At 70.7% G+C, this 12,926-nt stretch carries 10 protein-coding genes and 1 tRNA gene; 6 read left to right on the top strand and 5 right to left on the bottom strand.

The features are described from left to right. Window positions 1-2 precede the first annotated feature (2 nt). Window positions 3-2,249, bottom strand: coding sequence for an MMPL family transporter (locus tag AC5020_RS08215; RefSeq protein ID WP_464987914.1), 2,247 nt, complete (start codon window positions 2,247-2,249; stop codon window positions 3-5). Window positions 2,250-2,377: 128 nt separating this feature from the next. Here AC5020_RS08215 and AC5020_RS08210 point away from each other — a divergent pair, with 128 nt between their 5' ends. After that, window positions 2,378-2,995 carry a MarR family winged helix-turn-helix transcriptional regulator gene (locus tag AC5020_RS08210; protein ID WP_464987913.1) on the top strand — a complete coding sequence of 206 codons (618 nt, stop codon included), beginning with the start codon at window positions 2,378-2,380 and terminating at the stop codon, window positions 2,993-2,995. A gap of 82 nt (window positions 2,996-3,077) precedes the next feature. Here the strand turns inward: AC5020_RS08210 and AC5020_RS08205 are convergent, their stop codons facing one another. After that, window positions 3,078-4,157, bottom strand: coding sequence for an NADH:flavin oxidoreductase/NADH oxidase (locus AC5020_RS08205; RefSeq protein WP_464987912.1), 1,080 nt, complete (start codon window positions 4,155-4,157; stop codon window positions 3,078-3,080). 168 nt (window positions 4,158-4,325) lie between these two features. On the opposite strand from AC5020_RS08205, the gene AC5020_RS08200 reads away from it, so the two are divergent. The 4 genes from AC5020_RS08200 to AC5020_RS08185 all read left to right on the top strand — a co-directional run bounded on the left by AC5020_RS08200 (window position 4,326) and on the right by AC5020_RS08185 (window position 9,402). Then, window positions 4,326-5,333 (top strand): LysR family transcriptional regulator, encoded by a 1,008-nt coding sequence (locus AC5020_RS08200; protein WP_464987911.1) that lies wholly within the window; start codon window positions 4,326-4,328, stop codon window positions 5,331-5,333. A 197-nt stretch (window positions 5,334-5,530) separates the two neighbouring features. After that, window positions 5,531-6,790 carry an aspartate aminotransferase family protein gene (locus AC5020_RS08195; protein ID WP_464987910.1) on the top strand — a complete coding sequence of 420 codons (1,260 nt, stop codon included), beginning with the start codon at window positions 5,531-5,533 and terminating at the stop codon, window positions 6,788-6,790. Continuing rightward, window positions 6,790-7,995, top strand: a complete 1,206-nt coding sequence (gene doeA, locus AC5020_RS08190) for an ectoine hydrolase (protein WP_464987909.1) — start codon at window positions 6,790-6,792, stop codon at window positions 7,993-7,995. Before AC5020_RS08195 ends, doeA begins: the two co-directional genes overlap by 1 nt. Before the next feature lie 30 nt (window positions 7,996-8,025). Continuing rightward, window positions 8,026-9,402 carry an NAD-dependent succinate-semialdehyde dehydrogenase gene (locus AC5020_RS08185; protein ID WP_464987908.1) on the top strand — a complete coding sequence of 459 codons (1,377 nt, stop codon included), beginning with the start codon at window positions 8,026-8,028 and terminating at the stop codon, window positions 9,400-9,402. A gap of 139 nt (window positions 9,403-9,541) precedes the next feature. Here AC5020_RS08185 and AC5020_RS08180 read toward each other — a convergent pair whose 3' ends face one another. From AC5020_RS08180 to AC5020_RS08170, 3 genes are all read right to left on the bottom strand, one after another. Next, window positions 9,542-10,465, bottom strand: a complete 924-nt coding sequence (locus AC5020_RS08180) for an SDR family oxidoreductase (protein ID WP_464987907.1) — start codon at window positions 10,463-10,465, stop codon at window positions 9,542-9,544. Window positions 10,466-10,594: 129 nt separating this feature from the next. Then, window positions 10,595-11,434 (bottom strand): helix-turn-helix transcriptional regulator, encoded by an 840-nt coding sequence (locus AC5020_RS08175; RefSeq protein WP_464987906.1) that lies wholly within the window; start codon window positions 11,432-11,434, stop codon window positions 10,595-10,597. A gap of 278 nt (window positions 11,435-11,712) precedes the next feature. Then, window positions 11,713-11,786 (bottom strand) — tRNA-Pro (locus AC5020_RS08170). A gap of 311 nt (window positions 11,787-12,097) precedes the next feature. Here AC5020_RS08170 and AC5020_RS08165 point away from each other — a divergent pair. Further along, window positions 12,098-12,925 carry a class I SAM-dependent methyltransferase gene (locus tag AC5020_RS08165; protein ID WP_464987905.1) on the top strand — a complete coding sequence of 276 codons (828 nt, stop codon included), beginning with the start codon at window positions 12,098-12,100 and terminating at the stop codon, window positions 12,923-12,925. The last annotated feature ends 1 nt before the right edge of the window (window position 12,926 follow it).

The raw sequence follows: 12,926 nt of genomic DNA, 5'->3' as shown, positions 1-12,926 counted from the left end.
GTCTAGGAGAGGCGAGCGGGCCACCATATGGTCCGGCCGATGTCGAGTGCGAGGGCGGGCACCAGGAGGCTGCGCACGACGAAGGTGTCCAGCAGCACGCCGAGCGCCACGATGATGGCGATCTGGGCGAGGAAGAGGATGGGGATCACGCCGAGCGCGGCGAAGGTCGCGGCCAGCACGAGTCCCGCCGAGGTGATGACACCGCCGGTCACAGCCAGGCCTCGCACCACCCCGCGCGCTGTGCCGTGCCGGAGTGTCTCCTCGCGGACCCGGGTCATGAGGAAGATGTTGTAGTCGATGCCGAGCGCGACCAGGAACACGAACCCGAACAGCGGCACCGCCGGGTCCGCCCCCGGGAACTCGAGGACATGGGTGAACACCAGTGCGGAGACCCCCAGGGCGGTGCCGAAGGAGAGCACGGTCGTGGCCACCAGCAGCACGGGCGCGAGCACGGAGCGCAGCAGGAGCATCAGGATCGCGAGGATCACGACCAGCACCACCGGGATGATGAGCGCCCGGTCGCGCGCCGAGGCGTCGTCGGTATCGATCGCCGTCGCGGTGACGCCACCGGTCACGGCGTCCACGCCCGCCTCGGCGAAGCTCTCCCGCACCTCGCGGACCGTGCGCTCGGCCGCCGCCGAATCGGGGGCGTCGTTGAGAGTGGCCTGCAGCAGCACCCGGGAGTCGACCACGGTCGGCTCGGGCGCCGATCCGTCCGCGGCACCCTGGCCCCGAACGCCGTCGGCGGTGACGGGAGCACTCCCGCTCGGAACACCGTCGGCGGTCACCGTCACGCTGTCGATCCCGGCGGTTCCCAGCAGCACGTCGGCGGCGTCCTGCAGCTGGTCCTCCTCGGCGAGCACCTGGACGGGGCTGCCCTGGCCGGCCGGGAAGTGCTCCGCGAGCTCCTCCTGCCCGTCCCGCGCGGGTGAGGGTCCGAGGATGAGGTCGGACTGGGGGACGCCGTCGGCCTCCAGCTGGAGCGCCCCGGCGCAGCCGGCCACGAGGACCAGGGTGGTGAGGATCCAGATCGGGCGGGGCCGACGGGCCACGGCTCGGGCGAGGCGGCCCCAGGCGCCGCTGTCGGTGGCGAGGTGTTCGGCATCGGCATCGGCGTCGGCACCGGCATCGGCCTGGGCCTCGGGGGCGTAGCGGGGGCGTCGAGGCCAGAACGCGACCCGCCCGGTGAGGGAGAGCACGGCCGGCAGGAACGTCAGGGCGGCGAGCATCGCGAAGGCGATGCCGATTGCTGCTACGGGCCCCAGCGCGCTGTTGGACTTCAGGTCCGACAGCAGCAGGCACAACAGGCCGGCGATCACGGTGCCCCCGGAGGCGAGGATCGGTTCGAGGGTTCCGCGCAGCGCGGCGGCGGTGGCAGGCCCGGCGCGGCGCCGGCGGCGCAACTCATCACGGAAGCGGGCGACGTAGAGCAGCGAGTAGTCGGTGGCCGCGCCGATCACCAGGATGAACAGGATGCCCTGGGTCTGGCCGCTCAGCAGCAGCAGCCCCGCCTTGGCCAGCCACCACACCGTCAGCAGCGCGCTGCACAGCGCGAACATGCTCGTGGCCAGGACGATCACCGGAAGCAGCAGGGAGCGGTAGACCACCACCAGGATGACCAGGACGGCCAGCAGTGCGACCCCGAGCAGGAGTCCGTCGATTCCGGCGAAGGCTCCGGAGAGGTCGGCGGAGAACCCGGCCGGCCCGGTCACGTGGGAGGTGACGCCCGGGGGGAGGTCTTCCGCGAGCCGGCCGTCCAGGCGCTGGACCACGGACGCGAGATCGGCCTCCGCGTCGATCGGGACGAAGATCTGCACGGCCAGACCGTCCTCGGACGGGATCGGTGGTGAGATGTCCCCGCGCACGCCGTCGACATCGGCGAGAGACGATGTGGCCGTCCTGATCGTCTCGAGCTGCCCGGGGGTGAGCTCGGCAGGGGAGGTGATGACGATCAGGGCGGGGATCGCATCGGTGCCGGTGAAGTCGCCGGAGAGCTGCTGGACGCGGGTGGCCTCGGCGGACTCCGGGAGGTACGCGGTGCGGTCGTTGGAGGAGACCTCGTCGACGCGACCGAAGTAGGGGCCACCGATCCCGGCTGCGATCAGCCAGAGGAGGATCAGGACCGATGGCAGCAGCAGTCGCAGCAGATACCCCGTGCGTGACTGCGCCCGACGGTGGGTGTGACGCGTGTCCGCCGGCGAGGGGCTCGGATCCTCCGGAGAGGAGCGATCTGTCCCTTGGGTCATCATCGCAGCTCACGTCCCTTCCGCTCGGGGCGCGGCCGGTGCGCCACGGCTAGTATCGCACGAGTAGCTAGCCTAGCTAGCTAGTCGTGCGCCGGGGGGCAGGGGTGAGGCGGCACGAGTAGCATGCCTGCATGGCGAGCCCGGGGGAGAGCATCGAGGGCGGGTATCCGTCGGCGGCCGACGTGTACAGCCTCTCCGGGAGCGATCCCGATCAGGATCTGGTTGACCGCACGGGGATGAGCGAGCAGGACATCGAGCAGATCGATGCCCTGATGTCCGCGCTCGGGCGCCTGCGAGCGGCGGAGAAGGAGCTGTCCGAGGCCTCCCGGCGGTACATGAACCTCAACGAGACCGACATGCGGGCGCTGCACTTCCTCATCGTCTGCGAGAACCGTGGTGTCCCCGCCACCCCGGGTGCCATCGCGGAGTCGCTGGGGATCTCCACCGCCTCGACGACCAAGCTGCTCGATCGCCTCCAGCGCGGCGGGCACGTGCGTCGTCAGCGGCATCCAGCGGATCGTCGGGCGCTGGTGATCCGGCTCGAAGCAGCCACGCGGGCCGCGGCCATCCGGACTGTGGGAGCGCAGCAGGCACGCCGAGTCCACGCCGCGCGTCGCCTGACGCCCGCTCAGCGCGCGGTGGTCACGGCGTTCCTCGCGGACATGACTGCCGAGATCTCCCTCGACGGTGCGCACTGGGACGAGGGTGCACAGCCCTCACCACGAGAGCCGGCAGGGGGATCGACATGACGAGCGGGGCAGCATCCGGACGGATCATCCGGTGCTGCCCCGCTGCCGGGGACATGCGTCCGCGCTCGGCCTCGGCGGGCCCTCAGCGGTGGGCGCGGCCGTACTGCGGCGGGATGTAGGCACCCTCGTGGCGCAGGGCCCGTGCCGCTCGCAGCGCGAAGTTCTGGTCGCGCAGCATCTCCCGGCCCAGCAGCACGACGTCCGCGAGGTCGGTGGCGACGATCTGCTCGGCCTGGAACGGCTCGTCGATCATGCCGACGGCCGCCGTGGGCAGGCCGCTGGCGGCGCGCACGGCGGTGGCCAGCGGCACCTGGTAGCCGGGGCCGACGGGAATCTGGACGGGGACGTAGTTGCCGCCGCTGGAGATGTCGAGCATGTCCGCGCCGTGCTGCTTCAGCCAGGCGCCGACCTGGCCGACCTCGTCGGCGGTGAGGCCGCCCTCGACCCAATCGGTCGCCGAGAGCCGCACCAGCATCGGCATCTGCTCGCCGATCTCCTCGCGCACCGCGTCGACCACGCGCAGCAGCAGGCGGGCCCGGTTCTCGAGCGACCCGCCGTACTCGTCGGTGCGCAGGTTGCTCAGCGGCGAGAGGAACTCGTGCAGCAGGTACCCGTGGGCGCCGTGGAGCTCGACCAGGTCGAAGCCCGCCTGGACGGCACGGCGGGAGGAGGCGACGAAGGCCTCGACGGTCTCGTCGATCCCGGCGGCGTCGAGGGCCCGCGGAGCCTTCAGGCCCGGGAACGGCTCGGCGGAGGGGCCGACGGTCTCCCAGCCGCCCTCGTCCTCGGTGAGGCTCCCGGAGCCGTCGGTGCCCCACTCGGGGTGGGTGGAGGCCTTCCGGCCCGCGTGGGCGAGCTGGATGCCGATCGCCGCACCTTGGTCGTGGACCAGATCGACGATGCGGGCGAGCGCGTCGCGCTGCTCGTCGTTCCACAGGCCCAGGTCCTGCGGGGCGATGCGCCCCTCGGGAACCACGCCGGTGGCCTCGACGATGATCGCGCCGACTCCGCCGCGCGCGAACGACCCGTAGTGCATGAGATGCCAGTCGGTCGCCTTCCCGTCCTGCTCATGGACGGAGTACTGGCACATCGGGGGGACCCAGATGCGGTTGCGGACCTCGAGGGAGCGCAGAGTGATCGGGTCGAACAGAGCGTGGGTCATGGTGGAGAACTCCTCATCTGAGACGAACGGTGTTGACCGGACGAGTCGCAGGGGACCGCCGTGTCAGCACCGATGCCACGAATGTACGACCGCAGCGATCGATGCTCCAATCGTGAACCCTATGACTGGTATAGGGATCACTATGGGATGCGTGCCTAGGATCGGGGGATGACGGATACACGGCATCCCACACCGGCACCTCGGACCGCCGAGTCGCCGGCGGCTCCTCACCCGCACCGCCCCGGAGCGGGCACCGCGGATCTCAATCTCCTGCGCACCTTCCTCGCCGTCTTCCGGGCCGGGACGTTCACCGCCGCCGCCCCGGCGCTCGGACTCTCGCAGCCCACGGTGACCACCCAGATCCGCGCCCTGGAGAAGCACACCGGTCGCCGGCTGTTCGAGCGCCGGCCCCGCGGCGTCGAGCCGACCGCCTATGCGCGAGGACTCGCCGCCCGCATCAGCGAGCCGTTGGACTCCCTGGCCGGCGTGGACGACGGGGCCTGCGCCGCGGGGCGCCCGGCCCCGGTGCACCTCGCGGGGCCCTCCGAGCTCGTGTGCACCCGGTTGGTCCCGGCGATCGCCCCGCTGGTGGCCGACGGGGTCCACGTGCGTCTGAGCCAGGGCGTGAGCGACACCCTGCTCGAGGAGCTGCGAGAGGGGCAGCACGACCTCATCGTCACCACCCGGCGACCGCGCGGCCGGGCTCTGGAATCATTCCCGCTGGCCGACGAGGAGTACGTGCTGGTGGCTTCACCGTCCTGGGCGCAGCACGTCGGTGCCGGGCAGTCCGGGCAGGTGCTGTGCCACGCGCTGCGGGAGGTCCCGCTGATCAGCTACGCCGACGACATGCCGATCGTGCGCCGCTATTGGCGCACGGTGTTCGGGACCCAGCATCCCCCGATCGGTCCCGCGCTGACGGTGCCCAACCTCCACGACGTCGTGGCCGCCGTCGCACGCGGGGCCGGGTACAGCGTGGTGCCCCGGTCGCTGGCCGCCGAGCACCTCGCTGCGGGCCGGCTGATCCAGCTCGACGACCCGTGCGACGGCCCGCTGAACACCCTGTTCCTGGTGCAGCGGCCCGGGGCGGATTCCAATCCGCACGCGGTGCGGCTGCGGGACGCCCTGCGAGCGGACGCGGTGTGCTGGAATGCGCCGCTGACCACGCGGGAAGACTGACCCGCCGATTCCGCGCGGGCTCGCGACCTGGGACGGAAGATCTCGAGAAGAACTCGTGGGCGTGGGGTACTTGACGGGGGGTTCCTCGGGGAGTGAGGGTCATCACACCGGACCGCACCTGCCACAAGGGGCGATCTTCGCTGCCGGGGTCCGGTACGGAGATCGGGATCGCCTCGCACCACGATGAGAGGTCTCCCATGGACACCAGCATCTTCGAACAGCATGAGTCCACGATTCGCGGCTACAGCCGCAATTACCCCACGGTGTTCAGCTCGGCCTCCAATGCCCGTCAGGTCGACGAGCAGGGGAAGTCCTACATCGACTTCTTCGCCGGGGCGGGGGTTCTGAACTTCGGGCACAACAACCCGAGGATGAAGGACGCGATGATCGCTTTCCTCCAGGCCGACGGCGTCAGCCACAGCCTGGACACCTACACCACCACCAAGCGCGATTTCGTCTCCCGGTTCCACGACGTGGTCCTGGCCCCCCGGGGCATGAACCACCGGATGCAGTTCATGGGCCCCACCGGCTCCAACGCGGTCGAAGCCGCTCTGAAGCTCGCGCGACTGGCCACCGGACGCCGCGAGGTCGTCGCCTTCAGCCACGGCTTCCACGGCATGACGCTGGGCTCACTCGCCGCGACCGCGAACGACGCCTTCCGCAAGTGGGCCGGCGTGCCGCTGGAGAACATCGTGCGACTGCCCTTCGAGACCGCCCCGGGTGGCACCACGGCGGTCGCCGAGTACGCCGAGGCGGTGGCCGACCCCTCCAGCGGGCTGACCCCGCCGGCGGCGTTCCTGGTCGAGGCCGTCCAGGCCGAGGGCGGCGTCAATGTGGCCACCGCCGAGTGGCTCCGCCAGATCCAGGACGTCGCCCACGAGATGGGTGCGCTGTTCATCATCGACGACATCCAGGCCGGCATCGGGCGCACCGGGAGCTACTTCTCCTTCGATGGGATGGGCCTGGACCCGGACATCATCACCCTGGCCAAGGGACTCGGCGGCTTCGGCACCCCGATCGCCATGAACCTCAACAAGCCCGAGATCGACGACAAGTGGTCCCCCGGTGCCCACACCGGCACGTTCCGCGGGCAGGGACTGTCCTTCGTCGCCGGCACCGTCGCCCTGGACTACTTCACCGATGACACCTTCCTCGCCGAGGTCCGGGACAAGGGCGAGGTCATGCGTGAACGCCTCCAGCGGATCGCCGAGGCCCACGCCGGGCAGAGCTGGGAGGTGCGCGGGCGCGGCATGATGCAGGCCCTGGACACCGGCGACGGCGCCTTCGCCAAGCTCGTCCAGCAGGAGGCCTTCGAGGCCGGACTGCTGATCGGGCCCTGCGGCAGCGGCGGCCGCGTCATCAAGCTGATCCCGCCGCTGACGATCCCCGAGGACGACCTCACCGCCGGTCTGGACCGGCTCGAGCAGGCCATCGAGACCGCCCTGGAGGTGAAGTGATGCGCCGCCGCGAGGACATGACCTTCCCGCCCGAGGAGTACGAGCGTCGCGTGCGGGAGCTGCGCGAACGCATGGTCGAGCGCCGGCTGGATGCCGTGGTGATCTCGGATCCCGAGAACCTCATGTACCTCACCGACTACCAGACCACCGGCTACTCGTTCTTCCAGGCCCTGGTCGTGCCCCTGCACGACGAGCCGGTGATGATCACCCGCGCCATGGAGGAGTCCAACGTCATCCACCGCACCTGGGTGGAGCGCACCAACCCCTATCCGGACACCGGCGACGCCATCCGCACCCTGGTCCAGGTCCTCGAGGACCGGGGGCTGGGGGAGGCCCGGCTGGGCTTCGAGCGCAACAGCTACTACTTCCCCGCCTACCAGCAGGACCGTCTCCACGACGCCTACGGTGAGGGGCTGGTCGACTGCTTCGGGATCGTCGAGGAGGGGAGGCTGCGCAAGTCCGACGTCGAGATCGAGGTGATGCGCCGGGCCGCCCGCGCCGGTGAGGCCGGTATGGCCGCCGGGATCGAGGCCGCCGTGCCCGGGGCCACGGAGAACGACGTCGCCGCCGCCATCTCGGCGGCGATGTTCCGGGCCGGTGGGGAGTTCCCCGCCGTCATGCCCTACGTCGCCTCGGGTCCGCGCTCGATGATCGGCCACTCCACCTGGGAGGGGCGGACGATCCAGCCGGGCGAGCACGTGTTCCTCGAGGTCGGCGGCTGCTTCCGTCGCTACCACGCGGCGCTGATGCGTACCGTCGTCACCGGTGGACTGACCCCGTCGATGCGGCACGCCCAGGAGACGATGAAGCTGGCGCTGGCCGAGCTGCGCAGCCGTATGCGGCCGGGCATGACCGTCTCGGAGACCGACCACATCGTGCGCAGCATCATCGAGGCCAACGAGGTCGGCGCCCGTCTGGTCACCCGCGCCGGGTACTCCATCGGTATCGCGTTCCCGCCGAGCTGGGACGAGGGCTACATCCTCTCGCTGATGGCCGGGGACGACACCCTGCTGGAGCCGGGGATGACCTTCCACGTGATCCCCTGGATGTGGGGAGTGGACGGTGACAAGACCGTCGGCATCTCCGACACCCTCCATGTCACCGAGGACGGCTGCGAGTCGCTGTTCACCCTGCCGGAGGACTTCGCCGTCCCCGGCGAGGAGCTGCCGGCCCCGGTGCCCGACCTGAACGCCCGTGCGAGCTGAACCCCGGTGACGGGAGAAGGGAGCAGCGCCATGACCGTGCTGACAGTCGTCGACCCGACCACAGAGAAGGTGGTCCGCGAGGTACCCGCTGCGAGCCCCGAGGAGCTCACCGCCGCGATCGAACGGTCCCAGACCGCCTTCGAGCTGTGGCGCTCGACGAGCTTCGCCCGCCGTGCCGAGGTGCTCACGGCGGTCGCCACGTATCTGCGGGAGAACACCGAACAACTCGCTCCGCTGATGACCGAGGAGATGGGCAAGCCCATCACGGAGGCGCGCGGCGAGGTGGCCAAGGCCGCCTGGGCCGCGGAGCACTACGCCGCCCACGCCGAGTCGTATCTCGCCACGGAGCACATCGCCTCGGATGCGACCTCGTCATACGTGCAGTATCTGCCGCTCGGGCCGGTGCTCGGGGTGCTGCCGTGGAATGCGCCGTTCTGGCTCGCGTTCCGCTTCTGCTCCCCGGCGCTGATGGCGGGCAACACGGCCGTGATGAAGCATGACCCCCACGTGCCGGGATGCGCAGCGGCGATCGAGGAGGCGTTCCGGGCGGCGGGTGCGCCGGAGGGCGTCTTCCAGGCGGTCCAGGCGGCCACCCCGGATGTGGAGGCGATGATCCGCGATCCCCGGATCCGGGCGGTCTCCTTCACCGGATCCGACCGGGCGGGCTCGGCCGTGGCGGCGACGGCCGCCTCGGAGATCAAGCCCGCCGTGCTCGAGCTGGGAGGATCGGATCCCTTCATCGTCCTGGCTGACGCGGACCTGGAGAAGGCGGCCGATGTCGCCGCTCTCTCGCGGATCATCAACGCCGGCCAGTCCTGCATCGCCGCCAAGCGCGTGATCGTCGAGCGGTCCGTGCACGATGAGTTCGTGGAGCTGCTGACCGAGCGGCTGCGCAACCTGGTGGTGGGCGATCCGCGCGAGGAGACGACACAGGTCGGTCCGATCGCGCGGGGCGACCTGCGCGAGAACCTCCACCGCCAGGTCACCTCCACGGTCACGGCGGGGGCCACGTGCGTCCTGGGCGGGCACATGCCGGAGGGGGAGGGGTTCTTCTACCCCGTCACCCTCATGACCGGCGTCGAGCCGGGCATGGCCGCCTGCGCCGAGGAGACCTTCGGGCCTGTCGCCGCGGTGATCGCCGCCGACGACGCCGAGCACGCCCTGGCGCTGGCCAACGACACGGCCTACGGGCTGGGTGCGAGCGTGTGGACCACGAGCGAGCGGGGCGAGGAGATGGCGCGGCGGATCGAGGCCGGCCAGGTCTCCGTCAACGGCATCGTCAAGACCGACCCGCGCCTGCCCTCCGGCGGGATCAAGCGCTCCGGGTACGGCCGCGAACTGGGCCCGCACGGGATCCGGGAGTTCGTCAACGCCCAGCAGGTGTGGGTGGGGCCGGTCGCGTCCTGAAGGCCGGCCGCCGAGCGGACGGTGACGCGCACGGCGTGCGGTGGCACCGACGGTCGCCGATGAGCGTTCGCGCTGGTCGGCGGCCTCTGCTCGCGTGCCGTGCGCGGGCGGTCGCGCGGGATCGGGCCGGGATGCGGGATCAGGCGGAGAACCGCGGACCGACGAGCTGCTCGGAGACCTCCCAGAGTCGCGCGGCAGATTCCATGCTGGCGAAGGGCTTCCAGAACGGCACCCGGGCAGGGGCGCCGGCGATGGTGCGTCTCGGCCCGTAGAACTCGTCGCCCTTCGACGAGGCACCGGCCGCGGCGAGCAGTGCGGGAAGCGCCGCGGACTGGGGCGTCCCGGCGATGCCGAGGTGCGAGAGCACGTGGATCACGCGACGGCTGCCCGTGGCGCGCTCGCGGCCCAGCCCGGGCTGGGCGCCCAGCAGATTCGTCGGCGAGACCCCGGGATGGGAGAGGTTGCTGCTCAGTCCCCAGTTCTCCTGACGGCTGCGCGCATCGAGCTGACGGGCGAACAGCGCCACCGCGATCTTGGAGGAGGTGTACGCCGTCATCGGGTCGTAGCCCCGCTCGGAATTCAGGTCGTCCCAGAGGATCTCGCCGCTGCGCGCTGCGATGCTGGTCTGGTGCGTGACGCGTGCGCGGCCCTCCTTCAGCAACGGCAGCAACCCCAGGGTGAGGGCGAAGTGACCGAGGTGGTTCGTGCCCAGCTGCAGTTCGAAACCATCCTGGGTGACCTGCCGGGTCGGCGGGGTCATGACGCCGGCGTTGTTGACGAGGATCGCGATCGGGCGCCCCTCGCCGGTCAGCTGCTGTGCCAGAGCGGCGATGGAGTCCAGGGAGGAGAGGTCCAGCGGGCGGGTGGTGACGTTCTCGGCGCCCGTGTCCCGGCGGATGCGATCGGCGGCCGCGTCACCTTTAGCAGGGGTGCGCACCGGCATCACCACGTCGGCGCCGGCCGCGGCCAGGCGGGAAGCGAGGTGGAGACCGATGCCGTCGCTGGCGCCGGTGACGACCGCGAGCTTCCCGCGTACGTCGTGGAGGTCGGGGGTGTTTGCCATGGAGATCCTTCGTCCGGTGACTCTCGTCCGCCGCTGGTCGGGCGTGACTCCATGTTTCACCTCGGGCGCGAGCGGATCCAGGACTCGGTGATCCACTGATACCGGGTCAGTGGGACGCACCGGGACGCGCTACGCCATCTCTCGCGCGCTGATCATCGAGAGGAGCTCGAGCTTCTCGTGGCTGTCCGTGCCGGGCACTGCGGTGTACACGAGCAGGCGGTGCGATTGCTCGGGGTCCAAGAGGGTCTGGCAGTGCAGCTCGAGCGCGCCCACTGCCGGATGCTGGAAGCGTTTGACCTCCGGCGGACGGATACCGATCTCGCGCTGGTCCCACAGTGCCCGGAACTCGTCGTTGCGCGCGTACAGGAGGGTCGAGAGCTGCGCGGCCTTCGAGTCGGGCCCGCGCAGCGTGACGAGCTCGCGCAGGCCTGAGGCGTACAGCCGGGACAGATGATCCTGTTCGTCGATGGGGTAGCACTCCCGCGCCGCAGTGTCGGTGAACCAGCGGTAGCCGAGGCTTCGCTCCGGCCCCGTGAAGCGACCGGCATCGCCCAGGAGCGCGCGCCCCATGGGAGTCTGCCGGAGGGTCTCGCCGAGCTCGGTGACGATCTCGGCGGGCGTGTCCTGCAGCCGGTCGAGGATACGCAGGAGGCCGGGACCGATATGTTCGCTCGCCGGTCCCCGGGCCGGCGGCATGCGCCCCGCCAGTCGGAAGATGTGATCGCGCTCGTCCAGGGAGAGATGAAGCCCCTGCGCGACCGAGGCGATCATCTGCTCCGAGGGCTGGGGCCCTGTGCCGCGCTCGAGACGGGCGTAGTAGTCGGTCGATATGTGGCAGAGCGTCGCCACCTCCTCGCGACGAAGGCCCTGCGTGCGCCGCCGCTGTCCCCGAGTGAGTCCGACGTCTTCGGGCTGCAGGGCTTCGCGCCGCCGCCGAAGAAAGATCGCCAGCTCCTTGCGATCGATCATTGTGGGGCCTCTCTCCGTCGCCTGCGTTCGTTCTACGCCCGTCCCAGCTCTGTGTGACCCCATCATCCCCAGATCCTCGACGTGCTGGACCATCGTGAGCGTGGCCGTCACTGTATGGGCCGTGGACCGCAGGTGAGACCGTGGCGGCCATGGAGCTCCGTGCCGGCGGCGCGGAGTGTCGCCGGTGAACATCTCGCCGTGGGCGGGCCCGTAGCCCGTGAAGAGCAACAGGCACCCTCCATGATCTGGAAGGTGCCTGTGGCCTGCGCGAATCTCGGTCGGGCTGACAGGATTTGAACCTGCGACCCCATCACCCCCAGTGATGTGCGCTACCAAACTGCGCCACAGCCCGAGACCCTCCGTTGCCGGAGGACCGACGACGATAGTACCCCCGAACCGGACCCCAGAGCGAATCGAGAGCGGCGTGACCTGCGGCACCTCGCCGGCGCGGTGTCCGCCGTGCCCGTGGGGACCTGCAGGTGCGGGGTGCGGCGCCCGTCGGGCCTCCTCCGGTGCGAACCGGCGGCGCGGCGGGCCGGCCGACCGGGTCCGAGGTCGGCGACCGACCAGATGGGCGGGGCGACAACGGCTCCCGGAGCGGTCTTCGTCGCTTTGCGTGCGACAGTGGGGCAAGAGGTCTCCGCACACGGAAGGACGTGCCCGATGGTGGACACAGCCGAGACTCAACGCTGGCACGATGCTCTGCGCGAGCAGCCCGCCGGATGGGACGTCACCACCTTGCCCGGGTTCCGCGAGCAGACGCCGCCGTGGCGATGGCGGAAACTGGTCGCCAACCTCGCCTGCATGTCCGACGCAGTGCTGGACCTCGGCACGGGCAACGGGGAAGTGCTGGCCGCACTGGCCGACGTCCTGCCGGAGAACACGGTCGCCACCGAGGGCAGGCCGTCCAGCCTTCCCGTCGCGCGCGCCCGGCTGGACCCTCTGGGCATCGACGTCCTCGAGCATGACGCCGGCAGCCCAGGGTCGCGCCTTCCCGCCGAGGACGACAGTGTCGGCCTCGTCCTGAGCCGCCACCAAGCGTTCGACCCGGTGGACGTCGCGAGGGTCCTCGCCCCGGACGGAGTCCTGCTCACCGAGCAGGTCGGCGGAGACGATCTCCGCGAGGTCCTCGAGGTCCTCGGCATCGATCCGCCGCTGCCCGACATCACCCTCGCGACCATGGAGCATGCTCTCTGCCGCGCCGGCCTCACGATCGAGCGCGCCGACTCGTTCCACGGCACGTACGAGTTCGACGACATGGCGAGCTTGCTGGGCTGCCTCCGCCGCCTGCCATGGCACGAACCGGGGGATCTCGACGTCGACCGTCACCGCGTGGAGCTCGAGGAGCTGCACGCGCGAATGCAGGATGGGCCTCTCCCCGCGACCTCCAGCCGGTTCCTCGTCCTCGCCCGCGCACCGGGCAGACCCGATCCCGGCCGCACCGACTTCGCAGACCTCCCCGCGGATGATCTCGAGGTCCCGCGGGTCTGAG

The organism is Brachybacterium sp. SYSU DS0246 (assembly GCF_059391765.1).
The sequence above is the reverse complement of the archived record's forward strand: the minus strand, read 5'-3'. Positions and strand labels throughout refer to the sequence as shown.

What these genes read in the sequence shown, in the direction of transcription:
- AC5020_RS08210 (WP_464987913.1), top strand. Translation starts at nt 2,378, where the DNA reads ATGGCGAGCCCGGGGGAGAGCATCGAGGGCGGGTATCCGTCGGCGGCC.
- AC5020_RS08200 (WP_464987911.1), top strand. Translation starts at nt 4,326, where the DNA reads ATGACGGATACACGGCATCCCACACCGGCACCTCGGACCGCCGAGTCG.
- AC5020_RS08165 (WP_464987905.1), top strand. Translation starts at nt 12,098, where the DNA reads ATGGTGGACACAGCCGAGACTCAACGCTGGCACGATGCTCTGCGCGAG.
- AC5020_RS08205 (WP_464987912.1), bottom strand. Translation starts at nt 4,157, where the DNA reads ATGACCCACGCTCTGTTCGACCCGATCACTCTGCGCTCCCTCGAGGTC.
- doeA (WP_464987909.1), top strand. Translation starts at nt 6,790, where the DNA reads ATGCGCCGCCGCGAGGACATGACCTTCCCGCCCGAGGAGTACGAGCGT.
- AC5020_RS08185 (WP_464987908.1), top strand. Translation starts at nt 8,026, where the DNA reads ATGACCGTGCTGACAGTCGTCGACCCGACCACAGAGAAGGTGGTCCGC.
- AC5020_RS08175 (WP_464987906.1), bottom strand. Translation starts at nt 11,434, where the DNA reads ATGATCGATCGCAAGGAGCTGGCGATCTTTCTTCGGCGGCGGCGCGAA.
- AC5020_RS08180 (WP_464987907.1), bottom strand. Translation starts at nt 10,465, where the DNA reads ATGGCAAACACCCCCGACCTCCACGACGTACGCGGGAAGCTCGCGGTC.
- AC5020_RS08215 (WP_464987914.1), bottom strand. Translation starts at nt 2,249, where the DNA reads ATGATGACCCAAGGGACAGATCGCTCCTCTCCGGAGGATCCGAGCCCC.
- AC5020_RS08195 (WP_464987910.1), top strand. Translation starts at nt 5,531, where the DNA reads ATGGACACCAGCATCTTCGAACAGCATGAGTCCACGATTCGCGGCTAC.